Annotated in this window: 12 protein-coding genes; 5 read left to right on the forward strand and 7 right to left on the reverse strand. The window is 69.6% G+C overall.

Going from position 1 to position 14,089, the window contains the following annotated elements:
- The first annotated feature begins 113 nt into the window (after positions 1-113).
- Together AB0A90_RS31950 and AB0A90_RS31955 are read left to right on the forward strand one after the other, a co-directional pair.
- Complete coding sequence (locus AB0A90_RS31950) at positions 114-1,121, forward strand: zinc-dependent alcohol dehydrogenase family protein (RefSeq protein ID WP_357255124.1); 1,008 nt, start codon at positions 114-116, stop codon at positions 1,119-1,121.
- A gap of 335 nt (positions 1,122-1,456) precedes the next feature.
- Positions 1,457-3,202, forward strand: a complete 1,746-nt coding sequence (locus AB0A90_RS31955; protein ID WP_357255126.1) for an RICIN domain-containing protein — start codon at positions 1,457-1,459, stop codon at positions 3,200-3,202.
- A gap of 69 nt (positions 3,203-3,271) precedes the next feature.
- On the opposite strand, the gene AB0A90_RS31960 is transcribed toward AB0A90_RS31955, so the two are convergent.
- From AB0A90_RS31960 to AB0A90_RS31975, 4 genes are all read right to left on the reverse strand, one after another.
- Entirely contained in the window at positions 3,272-4,726 is a 1,455-nt protein-coding gene (locus AB0A90_RS31960; protein WP_357255128.1) for an alkaline phosphatase PhoX, read from the reverse strand.
- A gap of 131 nt (positions 4,727-4,857) precedes the next feature.
- On the reverse strand, positions 4,858-5,976 hold the full coding sequence (locus AB0A90_RS31965; RefSeq protein WP_357255130.1) for a Gfo/Idh/MocA family oxidoreductase: 1,119 nt from the start codon (positions 5,974-5,976) through the stop codon (positions 4,858-4,860).
- Entirely contained in the window at positions 5,946-6,656 is a 711-nt protein-coding gene (locus AB0A90_RS31970) for a ThuA domain-containing protein (protein ID WP_357255133.1), read from the reverse strand. Before AB0A90_RS31970 ends, AB0A90_RS31965 begins: the two co-directional genes overlap by 31 nt.
- A gap of 171 nt (positions 6,657-6,827) precedes the next feature.
- The gene (locus AB0A90_RS31975) at positions 6,828-7,514 is read right to left on the reverse strand and encodes a class I SAM-dependent methyltransferase (protein WP_357255134.1); all 687 of its coding nucleotides are present in this window, start codon (positions 7,512-7,514) and stop codon (positions 6,828-6,830) included.
- Between the two features lie 162 nt (positions 7,515-7,676).
- Between AB0A90_RS31975 and AB0A90_RS31980 the strand changes: the two genes are divergently transcribed.
- Positions 7,677-8,306 carry a TetR/AcrR family transcriptional regulator gene (locus AB0A90_RS31980; protein WP_357255136.1) on the forward strand — a complete coding sequence of 210 codons (630 nt, stop codon included), beginning with the start codon at positions 7,677-7,679 and terminating at the stop codon, positions 8,304-8,306.
- A 27-nt stretch (positions 8,307-8,333) separates the two neighbouring features.
- Here the strand turns inward: AB0A90_RS31980 and AB0A90_RS31985 are convergent, their stop codons facing one another.
- Positions 8,334-9,926: a mucoidy inhibitor MuiA family protein gene (locus AB0A90_RS31985; protein WP_357255139.1), complete on the reverse strand. Its 1,593-nt coding sequence runs from the start codon at positions 9,924-9,926 to the stop codon at positions 8,334-8,336.
- A gap of 130 nt (positions 9,927-10,056) precedes the next feature.
- Between AB0A90_RS31985 and AB0A90_RS31990 the strand changes: the two genes are divergently transcribed.
- Positions 10,057-10,737, forward strand: a complete 681-nt coding sequence (locus tag AB0A90_RS31990; protein WP_357255142.1) for a GAD-like domain-containing protein — start codon at positions 10,057-10,059, stop codon at positions 10,735-10,737.
- On the forward strand, positions 10,734-11,018 hold the full coding sequence (locus AB0A90_RS31995; protein ID WP_357255145.1) for a hypothetical protein: 285 nt from the start codon (positions 10,734-10,736) through the stop codon (positions 11,016-11,018). The genes AB0A90_RS31990 and AB0A90_RS31995 overlap by 4 nt, the downstream gene beginning before the upstream one ends.
- 84 nt (positions 11,019-11,102) lie before the next feature.
- On the opposite strand, the gene AB0A90_RS32000 is transcribed toward AB0A90_RS31995, so the two are convergent.
- Together AB0A90_RS32000 and AB0A90_RS32005 are read right to left on the reverse strand one after the other, a co-directional pair.
- Positions 11,103-12,575: an RICIN domain-containing protein gene (locus AB0A90_RS32000; protein WP_357255148.1), complete on the reverse strand. Its 1,473-nt coding sequence runs from the start codon at positions 12,573-12,575 to the stop codon at positions 11,103-11,105.
- A gap of 72 nt (positions 12,576-12,647) precedes the next feature.
- A complete protein-coding gene (locus AB0A90_RS32005) occupies positions 12,648-14,087 on the reverse strand; it encodes a glycoside hydrolase family 43 protein (protein WP_357255151.1) in 1,440 nt (479 codons plus the stop codon).
- Positions 14,088-14,089: the final 2 nt, after the last annotated feature.

Genomic DNA, 14,089 nt, shown 5'->3' on the forward strand with positions numbered 1-14,089 from the left:
CGCGATAGCGCATCCCACTCGACGTCAGACAACTCGTAGCGACGACTCACGCCCTACATCATCCGACACCATGATCCTTTGAAGACACTGCCTAGCGCAAGGACTCCTGCACCGTGGCGAAACTCGTACAGTTCGACCGGCTCGGCGGTCCCGAGGTTCTGACCCTGCGCGACGTCGAGGTGGCCGCTCCGGGCACGGGCGAGGTCCGGATCCGCGTCGACGCCATCGGTCTGAACCGGGCCGAGATCATGTACCGCGAGGGCGTCTACTTCGACAAGCCCGTGTTCCCCTCCACGCTCGGCTACGAGGCCGCCGGGGTGATCGAGGCGGTCGGCGCGGACGTGGACCACCTCGCCGAGGGCGACACGGTCGCGGTCGTACCGGCGTTCCTGCAGAGCAGGTACGGCACGTACGGCACCCACGTCATCGTCCCGGCCTCGGCTGTCGTACCCCGCTCCGCCCACGTCGACCCGGTCCAGGCGGCAGCCACGTGGATGGCCTACATCACCGCCTACGGGGCCCTCGTCGAGTCCGGCAAGGTGCGCCCCGGCGACCACGTGCTGATCACCGCCGCCTCCAGCAGCGTCGGCCTGGCCGCCATCCAGATCACCCGCCACCTCGGTGCGATCCCGGTCGCCACCACGCGTCGCTCCGACAAGAAGCAGCGCCTGCTGGACGCCGGTGCGGTCCACGTCATCGTCACCGACGACGAGGACCTCCCCGCCCGGCTCAAGGAGATCACCGGCGGCGAGGGCGTCCGCCTGGCCTTCGACCCGATCGCCGGCCCCGGCGTCGAGACCATCGCCCTGGGCATCGCTCCCGGCGGCTTCCTGGTGGTCTACGGAGCACTCGACCAGCGCCCCACGCCGCTGCCCAACGCACAGTCCTACCCCGCGCTGACCAGCAGCACCTACACCCTCTTCGAGATCACCATGAACCCGGAGCGCCTGCGTCGGGCCGTCGCGTTCGTCAACGCCGGCATCGCCTCGGGTTCCCTCACCCCGGTCGTCGACCGCACGTTCGACCTCGGCGACATCGCCGAGGCCCACCGCTACCTGGAGGCCAACGGCCAGGTCGGCAAGGTCGTCGTCACCGTCACGCACGACGACGTAACCGGCTGAGGCCGCCGGCAAGCGAGAGTACGCGCCGCCGCGCCACCACCCGCCGAACCCGAGGATGCCCGCCAACCTCGTCGGCACCGGTGGCGCGGCGGCACTGTTCCATCCGCCACGCAGAGTGCCCATCCGCTCACTGAGCTGCTCGTTCTTGACCCTTGGCGACGACAGAACTTAGACTCCCGTGATTGTTAACGTTAACAGTTACGTCACTCGATCGTAATCGACAGGTCATCGCCACCGGGATCCCCGTCACCCCCGGTGACGACGCGACAGACCGGTGCCGACCGGGCCGAGGGGACCGCGAAGGCGCGTACCACCACCAGCCAGGAGGACGAGACATGACGCACGAGCAGAACGAGCCGGTGAGCGGCGAACGGAAATTGCTGAGCCGCCGAACCGTCCTGACGACGATGGGGGCCGTACCGGTCGCGGCGGTCGCCGCGGTCGCGGTGCCCACGGCGGCCTTCGCCGCACCGGCGAGCATCAATCCGTCCGCCATCCGGCAGACGATCCGGGGCTTCGGCGCCATGGCCCACGCCGCCTGGATCGGCGACCTGACGGCCGCCCAGCGGGACACGGCCTTCGGCACCGGCCAGGGTCAGTTGGGGTTCTCCCTGCTGCGGATCCCCGTCAACGAGAACCAGGCGGACTGGAGCGCCGATCTGGCGACGGCGCAACGCGCGGTCGCGCTCGGAGCAACGGTCTTCGCCTCCCCGTGGAACCCCCCGGCCAGCATGATCGAGACCTTCACCCGCGGCAGCCAGACCAACGCCCGGCGCCTGCGGTACAGCTCGTACGCCGCCTACGCCACGCACCTGAACAACTTCACCACGCACCTGCGCAACAACGGGGTGAACCTGTACGCCATCTCGGTCCAGAACGAGCCCGACTACGCGGCCGAGTGGACGTGGTGGACCAGCACCGAGATGCTCCGGTTCCTGCGGGAGAACGCCGGCTCGATCAGCACCAGGGTCATCGCGCCGGAGTCCTTCCAGTACGTGAAGTCCGTGTCGGACCCGATCCTCAACGACTCGACGGCGCTGGCCAACGTGGACATCATCGGCGCACACCTCTACGGCACCTCGTACTCGAACTTCGCGTACCCCCTGTTCAAGCAGAAGGGGGCGGGCAAAGAACTCTGGATGACCGAGGTCTACTACCCCAACAGCAACACGAACTCGGGCGACGCCTGGCCCGAGGCACTCGACGTGGGCGAGCACATCCACCGCGCCATGGTCGACGCCGAGTTCCAGGCGTACGTCTGGTGGTACCTGCGGCGCAGCTACGGCCCCATGCGCGAGGACGGCCAGATCAGCAAGCGCGGGGCCATGATGGCGCACTTCGCCAGGTTCGTCCGCCCCGGATACCAGCGGATCGACGCGACGGCGAACCCGACGTCGAACGTCTACGTCTCGGCGTACCGCGGCGGCAACACCGTCGTGATCGTCGCCGTCAACAAGAACACCTCGGCGGTGAGCCAGCAGTTCACCCTGTCCAACACCACCGCGTCCGGCAGCGTCTCGAACTGGCTGACCGACGGGAGCAGGACCGTCGCGCCCCAGGGCGCGCTCACCATGTCGAACGGCTCGCTCACCGTCACACTTCCCGCCCGCAGCGTGATGACCTTCGTGACCACCGTGAGCGGCGGCACCACCCCGGTGGGAGACACCTACAAGCTGGTCAACGTCGACACCGGCGTGGTTCTCGGCGTACAGAACATGTCCACGGCCGACGGCGGTCTGGCGGTGGTGTGGGGCGACACCGGCACCGCCGACCACAACTGGGTCCGGGTCACCGACGGCAACGCGTTCCGGTTCCGCAACGTCAACAGCGGCAAGGTCCTCGGCGTGGAGAACATGTCCACCGCCGACAACGCCCGCGTCATGCAGTGGAGCGACAACGGCACCGCCGACCACCGGTGGACGCTGGTGGCCAACAGCGACGGTTCCTACCGGATCCGCAACGTCAACAGCGGCAAGGTGCTCGCCATCCTCAACGGCTCCAGCACCTGGGGCACCCAGGCCGTCCAGTACACCGACAACGGCAGCACCCGGAACAACTGGCGGCTGGTCCAGGTCGGCTGACGGTCCAGCGCGCGGCTGCGGTGGGGATCAGACTGATCACCTGATCCCCACCGGGCCGGTCCCCCTCGGTCAGCCCAGGTACTTCTCCCACGGGCCGGTGATCGCCAGGGTGAGGCCGGGGTCCTGCATGTTGACGAAGAGCACCCGGCCGTCGGCCGTGAAGGTCGGCCCGCAGAACTCCGAATCGTTGAGCTGGTTGCGGGCGATCGCGTACGTCGGTCCACCCGGGGTCGTACTGAGCACGTGGGAGGCCCCGGTGCCGTCCTCGGCGAGCACCAGACTGCCCCACGGGGTGACGGAGACGTTGTCCGGGCCGTCGAAGGTGAGGTCGTTGTACTTGACCGGGGTGCCCTCCTCCGACGCCGTCTGGTGCGGGAAGTACGTCACCAACTGGATGGTCTGAGCCTTGAAGTTGTAGAACCAGACCATGCCGTCGTGCGGCGCGGCGTCGGCCGGCAGGTCACCCTCGTCCCAGGCGTAGGAGTTGACCACGTACACGCCCTCGTCGGTGCTCCACACACCCTCGAACTTGCGTCCCCGGGTGACCTGACCGTCGGCGAACTGCTCGCGCACGGACGTGTGCCGCGCGTCGCGGTCCGGCACCTCGATCCACCGTACGGGGAAGGGGCGGCCCAACTGGGCGGAGGTCAGGTAGGCGACGTCCGGCAGCACCGAGCCGTCGTCCAGGATGATCTGCATGGCGGCGAGGACACCCGCGTTCGGTGCGAGGCGGGTGAGCACGCCAGGACCGAGCTTGACGCCTCGTGGCGCCGACCAGCGGTAGAAGAGGCCGTTGGGCTCGTCGGCGTCCTCGGAGAGGTAGATGGCGGTGCGGTCCTTGTCGACAGCCAGGGCCTCGTGCGAGTAGCGACCCAGGCACTTGATCGGCTTCGGGTCCGCGCTGCCGTCGGCCCAGACCTCGAAGACGTACCCGTGGTCCTTCTGGTAGACGCCGGACCGGTCGCCCTCTTCCCACTCGTCGCCGGCCCGGTCCTCGGTCTCCTCGCAGGTGAGCCAGGTGCCCCAGGGGGTCGGCCCGCCGGCGCAGTTGGAGATGGTGCCGGAGAGGGCGACGAACTCACCCAGGTTGCGGCCCGCACGGTCCGTCCTGATCACGGTGCAGCCGCCGGCGTCAACGGCGCCCGCGTCGTACACCGTGCCCTTGACGTGCGGTACGCCGAACTCGGCGCCCGGGTCGATCTCGTGGTTCTGGATCAGGGTGTACCGGCCCTGGCCGGCGTCGTAGACGGCCATGCCGTCATGGTCCGACGGCGTCACGCCCTGACCACGGTCGAGCCGGGTGACGCCGGTCCGGGTCACCACGGTGTAGCTGAAGCCCTTCGGCAGGGCCAGGATCCCCTTCGGGTCGTCCACGAGCGGCGGGAAGGGCGTCGGAACGCCCTTGACCGGCGGGTGCGGCCGCCCCGGGCTGGCCTGCGCGAGGGACGGCAGCCCACCGGCGACGGCAAGGCCCACGCCGGCGGCGGCGCCGCCCGCGAGGAAGGTACGACGGGAGGAAGGCACTCGAATCAGCTCCTGGTCAGGGTACGTGCGACGGCTGACAGCACACTCCGACGGGCGGTCACCGACACGTCGCCTGAGGGTTCGAGAGGTGACATCGAAGTGAAGAATCAGGTCCGTTCACCGTCGCGCCGTCAGTGCGTGGTTGCGTGGTACCCCTTCCAGTCCTCGACGAGGGTGAGCGGAACGGGTGTGGGCCGCTCCACCGCCGTCGTCAACTCGATCCGGCGGCCCTCGGCTGCCGACCGGAGCAGGGCGGTCATCGTCTCCAGCACGTGTAGTGCCATGTCGCCGCCGGCCCGTGCCGGGCGTTTCCCGTCGGCCGTGATCAGGTCGATCAGGCCGATGCCCCGGGACGACTCCAGGTAACCGGCCCGCGGTGGGAGGACCCGCCAGTCGTCGTCGCCGAGCGCGCGGAGGCGGACCTCTCCGTCGAAGTAGTTCGGGTCGGGTACGGCGAGCGTGCCGGTCTCCCCCCGTACCTCGATCGGTGCGGCGGTCGTCGCGACCCCGTCGAAGCTCGTGGTGATGGTGGAGAGAGCGCCGTTGGCGTGTTCGAGCACGCCGGTGACATGGGTGTCCACCTCCACCGGAATTCGCTGGCCGGTCCGTGGACCCGAGCCGATGACGCGCTCGGCGCGTAGGCGGCTGGCGGCTCCGACCACCGCGCGCACCGGTCCGAGCAGGTGGATGAGCGCCGAGAGGTAGTACGGACCCATGTCCAGCAACGGTCCGCCGCCCGGGGCGTAGTAGAAGTCGGGGTTGGGATGCCAGCGCTCGTGCCCCGCGGTGACCATGACGGCCGATGCGGACATCGGGCGTCCGATGAGTCCGTCGTCGATCGCCGCCCGCGCCGTCTGCGTGCCCGTGCCCAGGACGGTGTCCGGCGCGCACCCGACCCGCACGCCAGCCGACGCGGCCCGGTCGATGATCGTGCGGCCGTCCGGGAACGTCACGGCGAGTGGCTTCTCGACGTAGACGTTCTTGCCGGCGTCGATGGCGCCCAGCGAGATGTCGGCGTGCGCCGCGGGGATCGTCAGGTTGAGCACCGTCCGCACGTCCGGGCGGGCGAGCAGGCGTTCGACGCTCATCGCCTCGGCCCCGGGGATCGTGGCGGCCACCGCGGCCGACCGGGAGGCGTCGAGGTCGGCAAGGGCGGCGATCCGCACCGCGGGGTGGTGGGCGAGGGTGTCCAGGTAGGCGCGGGAGATGACCCCGAGACCTACGATGCCGACGCCGTGCGGGTCGCCCACACCATCCCCCTCTCGATGACGGTACGCACACTCGCGTGCTCCAGCACGTCCAGGCTGTGTCCCGGGGTCGTCACGACAATGCGCCCGGCACCCCAGCGCCGGGTCCAGATCGCCGGTGACGTGACCGGTCGGTGCCACGGATGCCACGCCTGCGTGGGGTGGGTCGTGACGGCCAGGACGTCGATCAGATCGTCGTGCAGCACCCAGTACTGTTCGGTGACCAGGTCGAAGTCCTCGACACCCGCGGTGATCGGATGCTCCCGGCCGAGGTCGGTGACGCGCACCGTGTGCGGTAGGAAGTTGTCCTCCGCGCCACCCTGCCGCTCGCACGGCTCCTTGCCCGGATGCGTCGCGAACTGGCCACCCACCAGGTGCAGGTATTCCGAGGACGCGCGGAACGAGTCCACGATGCCGCCGTGCCAGCCGGTGAAACCCGTACCGGCGCTGACCGCCGCGCTCAGGCCCGCCGCCTCGGCCGAGGTGATCTGCGACATCGTCATGCACTGCACGACGAGGTCGGTGTCGGCCATCTCGGCGGCATCGGCGTAGATCTCCGTCGACTCCTCGACGCGGACGGCATAGCCGCTACGGTCGAGGAACGGGATGAACAACTCGGTCGCCTCGACCGGCTGGTGTCCCTCCCACCCGCCCCGAACCACAAGTGCTCTGCGCTGCGCCACCCTCGCTCCCTCCCACGGTCCGCCGCCACCGGGCTGGCCGGTCCCGAGCCCGGCGACGTACCGCCGATACCCGTGCTTGTCGGGCACCGAAACCGTACTCCTGGTGGAGTCTACGGATCGACAGGTGACGAACCGTCCTACCGCGACGGTGGAGGCGAGGGGCTGCCGTGGTCAGCCCAGGGCGGCGGCTGGCCTGGTCGCGACGTAGTGGAGGCCCGTGGCCCGGATCCCGTCGGCGGTGATGGCCGCCTGTTCGTCGGCTTCGCTGACGGGGTGCAGGTCGGGGAAGAAGTACGGTGCATGGGTGCGCAGCCTGGTGTGGAAGCGGGCCTGGAGCGCCCGGCAGATCGCGTCGCCGCGGTGCAGGCCCTCTCGCCCGGCCCAGCCTTCCAGGTAGTCGTCCCAGGGTTGCCCGGAGGCGAGCCACTGCTCGTGGTGGCTGTGCAGCCAGCCGCGCTCGCCGCTGTCGGGCAGCCGGTCGAAGCTCCAGCGCGCGGTCGCCTCGTCGAACCTCTCGTAGGCCCACTCGACGACGATGAGTACGCCGCCCGGCGTGAGCGCCTCGGCGGCCCGAGCCAGGACCTCGTCCAGGTCGGTGACGTGGTGCAGCGAGGTACAGGCGACGATCACGTCGACCGGCTCGCTCAGCTGGTGCTTCTCGAATTCCGTCCGGTGGTATCCGGGTCCGGACGGCGCCACCGGGTCCACGCCCACGGCGGCGAAACCGTGCTCCCGCATCGCGGGGACGAAGCCACCTTCCGGGCCGCATCCGATCTCCAGCACCCGGGCTGGTGCCGGTGGCAGGTGGGCGCGTACGAACGCCCAGCGGGCATCGAGCCAACGCTGCTTGGCGGTCATCGGGTCAGCCGTCCTCGGCGATCAGCTCGCCCTGTTCCGCGGTGACATCGCGGGCGACGGCGAAGGCGGCGGCGGTGAACCGGGTGGTCCGGATGAGAGACATTGCTGCACCCTTCGATAGAGTTCGTTATTAGAGTCAGGCTCTAGTGATACAGTGCAGTCATGCCACTGGTCAAGAGCGCCGGCAAGAAGGGCGAGAAGTCCCGGCAGACTCGGCGACGCATCCTGCAGGCTGCGTACGAGCTGTTCGTCGATCAGGGCTACGGGGCCACCACGCTCCAGGGCATCGCGGAGCGGGCCGGTGTCGCCGTGCAGACCATCTACTTCGCGTTCGGCAACAAGCCGTCGCTGCTCAAGGAGCTGGTCGACGTCACCATCGCCGGTGACGACGAGCCGATTCCCACGATGCAGCGGGCCTGGTTCCGCGACGCTCTGGCGGCTGACACCGCCGAGGCGCAGTTGCGGGCACATGTGAGCGGCACCTGCGAGGTGCTTCAGCGGGTGGCACCGATCATGGATGTGCTGCGCGCCGCCGGAGCACAGGACCCAAGCCTGGCCGGGATGTGGCAGCAGGACACCGATCCGCGCCTCGAAGTCCAAACCGCAGCCGCGCGCAGCCTCATCGCCAAGCCCGGCGCCACGGCAGACCTGACCGTCGAACACGCCGCCGACCTGCTCTACGGCCTGCTGAGCCCAGAGCTGTACCTGCTGTTCATCCGCGACCGAGGCTGGACCCCCGACCGCTGGGAGCAGTGGGTGTACGACACCCTGCACGTGCAGCTCTGCCGTTGACGCGGCAGCGGAGGCACCACGCGGCGCCTACTCGCGCCAGCCGGTCAGCTCCACGCCCTTGGCCAGCTCCACCCGGAAGCCGATGGTGATCTCACCACTGGCGCCGGGCGCGAGCGACAGCCGCCAGGCCAACTCCCCCAGCTCCGTACGCTCCGCAGGCGGCGGCACCAGGTTCGTCTCCCGCACCACCACCGCCTCGTCGCGGGACACCGGCAACTGGTCGCGCACCTCGACCGTCGCCGTCCGCGGTGTGTGGTTGGCGACGGTGATCCGGTAGTCCACCTCCCGCCGCCGCGTCGACCCGAGCGTGGCCTTGGTCTCCGAGCGCCGGTGCAGCTTGCGCTCCACCCGCAGCCGGTCGTCGACCCCGAGCCCCAGCTCGATCTCCTCGCCCGGCGCCCACATCGGCAGCGGGGTGGCCGAGACGAAATCGGCGCCGTGGAACACCGCCGCCGCACCGGGCAGCATCGTGTGCTCGGAGGTGTTGCGTACCGTGGCCCGCAGGTGCGCCTCGGCGACGCGGACCGGCACGGTCACGTGGTCCAGCCGGGCGGGCATGTCCAGCACGGCGATGGTGGCTCGGTGCGCGCTGCCGTCGGCCGGCACCGCTGCCGGCCGGGCCGGCCGATAGGTGGCCGCGCTGACGCCCTGCTCGACCTGGGCGACGCTCTCCTTCAGGCGGGGCGGGAGCGCCCCGGGCCGGGCCGGGCCTCCGCCCGGTACCGGCACCGGCATCCCGACCGGCGCCGGGGGCGGCGCCCCGACCGGCCCGGCCGCCGTCACGGGCCAGGCTGGCGCCGGCTGGAGCCGGTCGAGATACCAGGGCGACAGTTCGGGTACGACTGTCGTCGCGGCCGGCCGGGCGGTCGAGAGCTGGAGCTCGCACTCCGGCCAGTCCTCTCCGGTGTTCTGGCTGACCAGCCCGAACCAGGTGACGGTCACGGTGTCCTCGACCAGCCGCAGGTCATAGGAGGGCCGCCACACCGCACCATCGACCAGGTAGGTCAGCTCCAACTCCACCTCCGCGTCGTCGGCCGTCACCAGGACCGTCACCTCGGCGGCCAACCGGTCCGGCGTCCGCTTGCCGCGCGCGCCGTTCAGGTCGCGCTCGACCGCGGCCACCTCCGCGGCCAGGTCGGTGCGCCGCCGGGACAGCCCGCGCCGCCGGCCGCGTGACTCGGCGAGCTGACCGGCCACCGAGTCGGTGAAGGCCGCCACGTCGGTCGGTGCCGCGTCGCCGGAGGCCAACGCCCGGGCGTACGTGCCACCGGCGCGCTCGGCCAACCGGATGAGGAACTCCCCGCGCTGCTCTTCGATGCCGGCCGCGTCCTCGACCTCGGCCAACTGGTCGGTCAGCTCGCGCTGTCGTTGTTCGAGGGTGACGATCTGCGCGTCGGCGCTGCGGGCCTGCCGCCAGGTTTTCAGGTCCACACCGAGTACCGTGGCCGCGCCCCGACCACCGACCCGAATGGAGTCGCGCCGCAGGCCGATTGGGAGTGGCGCGACGCGTACACGGTGCTCTCCGGCGGTCAGCCGATGGCTGCCCCGACGGGTGACCCGGGCCCGGTCGGGGTAGACGGTGACGCCGACGATGGGTGCGTCGATCTCGGTGCTTTCCACGTCGCGAGGGTAGTCCACGCGTACCGCGCAGGCGCTCCCTCGCAGCACCGACGGCGGCAGCGGCGGACCTCTAGGCTGCCGTTGTGCTCATGGACGATCGGGTGGCGGCGGCCCGCATCAACGTCCAATGGTGAAGGGCGAAGCGATGGCGCAGCATGAAGTGGCGGAGTTGGCGGGGAATTGGGGACGTCCCACCTACTCCGCTCCGGTCCCCGCTGGTCGGCTGGCTCAGTTCGCAGGCGTTGTGCCCGACCTGCTGCTGGCATGTTGGCGCCACTACGGATTCGCCGGCTTCGGTAACGGATTGTTCTGGTTGTGTGATCCCGAGGTGTGGCAGCCGGCGATCGACGCGTGGACAGACGACCTCGTCCTGCCGAGAGAAGACCGATGGATCGCGGTGAGCCGCAGCGCGTTCGGCGATGTGCAGGTGTGGGGTCAGCAGACGGGTTCGCGGTTGACGATCACCGCCCAGCACGGGTGGGTGATCCATACGGATCGGTCGGGCCGCGTGCTGTCAGACGATGGCCGCGATGACCGGCTCTACGCTCTGTTGATGTGCCAGGACCGCCGCAGTGTTGACCTGCACGGTGCCGATGGGAAGCCGCTGTTCGATCGGATCCTCGCACTGCGTGGCCCGGTGGGACCCGACACCATCTACGGCTTTGTCCCGGCCCTGGGTCTCGGCGGGGCGCTGCGTCCCGACCGGGCGGAGATCGTCGACGGACCCGTGCATCTGGAGCTGCTCGCCGAGCTCTCCGAGCGTCGCGTCGTCGACAACGACGACCTCCTGCAGATGTGGATCGGCCAGTGACCGACCCGGGCGCTGCCGGCGATGCGGCGGTGTGGCGGGCGGTGCGGGCCACCGACACGGGCCTGAATGGACGTGCCGCGCGCCTGCTGACCAGTGAGCCGACCGACGACGCGGGATGGCCGGCCGACCTGCCAGCCGGTGTGACGGAAGTGGTCATCGTCGAGGACACTCCCAGCCCGACAGCCACCCTGAAGGTGCAGACCAGCGGGGACGCCACGCCGAAGATCGCGCGGATCAGGTTCGACCAGCTCGCCGTACGCGCCACACCCGTGCAACGGTGACCGCGACGCCGATGCGGCCCGTACACCTCGTGTTCCGAGGTGTACGGGCCGCACCGTGGGTTCGTGACGACGTCGGGCCGACCGTCAGACGGCCGTGCGGGACCACTGCTGGTTGGTGCCGGTGTTGCAGGTGTACTGCTTGAGGACGACACCGTCCGCAGTCGACGCGGCCGGCACGTCCACGCACTTGTTGCTGTGTCGTGCCCGGAGCTGGAAGTAGTTGCCGTTCGTCACCATCTGGAACTGCTGGTTGGTGCCGCTGCCGCAGGTGTACTGGACCAGTTCGGCACCGTCGGCGGTCGACGCGCTCACCACGTCGAGGCACTTTCCGCTGAGTCGGCTGACGATGCGCCAGTAACCGCTGCCGGCGTCCTGGAACTGCCACTGCTGCCAGGCGTTGCCACCGTAGGTGTTCTGACTGACGCGCGCGCCGTTGTCGGTGTTCGGTGACTGGACGTTCATGGCCTTGCCGCTGTGCCGCACGTCGACCCGGTAGAACGTCCCCGTCGACGGCGGAGGCGTCGTCGGGTCGCCGCCACCGATGGTGTCGCCCCACGCGTACCGGATCCGGTCCGCGCCGGAGGTGTTGCGGACGGTCAGGTTGAGGTCGGTGCCGCTGCCGGTGAGGGCGAACATCGAGTACCAGTCGTAGCCGATGGTGCCGGTCTTGCCGCCGAGGGCGGGCCAGTAGGTGCCGCCCATCTGGTTGTCCCGCATGACCTGGGCCATGGCGCGGATGTAGCGCACGAAGTTGTCGGTGCTGCCCGCGTCGGCGTAGTTGCGACCGTCGTTCATGGGGCCACCGAACTCGGTCGCGACCGCGCGCGAGGCGCAGTTGCCGAGGCGGGCCTGGATGTGGCTGCGGAAGCCGTCGTAGGTCATCGCGCCGTAGAAGAAGGTGTAGTAGTGGAAGGACAGCAGCGTCGAGTTGAAGCGGCTGTCGTTGCAGATGTCGCGCAGGTCCTGGCTGAAGCCGGTGCCGCCGATCAGCACCCGGCCGGGCACCGCCGACGTGTGGTAGCTGAGCCAGTTCGCGGCGACGTTGCGCCACTCCGTCGAGCTGTAACCGTGCGGCTCGTTCATCGGCTCGAAGTAGACGTTGGCGTTCGAGCCGTACGTGTTGGTCACCGTGGACCACATGGTGTTCCAGGCGGCGAGATTCGTGATCCTGCCGCCGGAGGCGGCGGCGTCCTCCCAGTAGGCGAGGATGACCTTGAAGCCGCGGGCGGTGGCGGCGTCGATGGCGCCTCGGTAGGCCTCCCACCAGGCAGTACCCACCGTATGGGTGTTGATGGGCAGCCGGACGGTGTTGACGCCCATGGTGGACGCCATGTCGTCGTAGATGGCATTGGCCTTGGCCCGCACCGTCGCGTTGCTGTCGGACATGCTCAGACCCTGCACGACGAGCGGGCTGGTCTTGAAGTTGTCACCCAACATGGCCCAGTTCATGCCGCGGAACTGGTTGGTGGCGGCGGCGGCGGGCGACGACGCGACGACGACCACGCCGCCGACCATCGCCGTCACGGCGGCCACCAGGGCGATCAACGTCCGGCGCATCGACCGGCTTATCCGTTTCATGTGTTGTCCAATCACTAGATCGTGCCTCTCCAGGCTCGACAGCTCGAGGGGTTAGCTGGTCACGCGGAAGGTCGCGTCGGCACGGCTCTGCGCGTCGGAGATCGGGTCGAGCCGGAGCAGGTAGGCGTAGTGCCGGAGGTAGCGGTCCGGGTGGCTGTAGGACTGGAACGACGTCCACGAGGAGTTGGCCAGACCGGCGACCTGCCGGAAGGTGGCGTCGGCGGCGAAGGTGGCGGTGCCGTCGTTGGCTTCCAGTCGGAAGTCGAACCCGTAGTGGCGCAGGTAGTAGCCCGGGTAGTTGACCGACTGGATGGAGACCGTGCCGGAGCCGGCCAGGCCGGGCACGACCCGCCACTGGCCGTCCTGGGCCGGGCTGACGTTCGGGTCGATGCGGACGTCGTAGTCGTAGTGCCGCACGTACCGGTCCTGGAAGTTGTACGACTGGATCCGGTTGACGGCGGTGACGGGCCAACGGGCGAGCACCCGGTTCTGTTCGGCGGCGGTCAGGTTGAGGATCGTGCCGTGCCGCTTCTTGGTGCCACCCATGGCGTACGAGCCGGACGCGGGCAGCCGGTAACTGCTCGGGCTCGACGGGTTGGTGGTCAGGACGGGCAGGTAGCCCCGCCCGGAGGAGTACTGGTCGAGGTAGAGCACCCACTCGTCGCGGTTGTTGTACTTCAGCCACATCGGGCCCTCGACCTGGGCGCCGGTCAGCCCGATGCCGGACAGGTTCCCGAGGTTCGTCCAGGTGCCGAGGATGGAGTTGCTGCCCTCGATGGCGATCTGGCCGTCCCGGGAGGCCCGCACGTACCGGTAGGCGCCGACGCCGGCCGGCACCTCGACGATCTGGGTGTCGATGATCTCCTGGTTGCCGGGTCGGTTGATGTAGACCTGCGGCGTGGTGATGCTGCGGAAGTTCGTCGTGCGCGCGGCGTAGATGCGGTGCTTGGTCGCCCCGTTGAGTGGGACGTTCGTCGCCCAGTAGAGGACGTAGTCGCCGGTCTCCGGGTTCCAGATCGCCTCCGGCGCCCAGGCGTTGCGTCCGTCCGGGATCGCGCCGGCGACGTTCAGCAACCACGGCGCGGACCAGTTGACCAGGTCGGTGGACTCCCACACGACGAGGTTGCGGCTGCCGTTGTTGATCGCGGCCGACCAGTCCTGACCACAGCCGATGCACAGGTCGGTGGCGATGATCCAGTACCGGTCACCGTTCGGTGAGCGGACCAGGGCGGGATCACGGACGCCGCGGGTGCCGACTGTGGAACGCAGGACGAGCCCGCCGTTGTTGAGGTCGGTCCAGCGCAGGCCGTCGGTGCTGTGGGCGAGGTAGATCTGCTGGGCGGTCGACGACTCGCCGGTGAAGTGCGCCATCAGGTAACCGACGGTCGGGTCGAGTGCGGACGCCTCCTTCGGTGTCGCCGCGGACCAGGTGGTGAACAGCAGGCACGCGGCCACCGCGACCGCGCCGAGCCGCGCGAGGACTCTCGACATGT

Origin of the sequence: Micromonospora sp. NPDC049204, from assembly GCF_040647935.1 — a bacterium.
Classification (GTDB): domain Bacteria; phylum Actinomycetota; class Actinomycetes; order Mycobacteriales; family Micromonosporaceae; genus Micromonospora.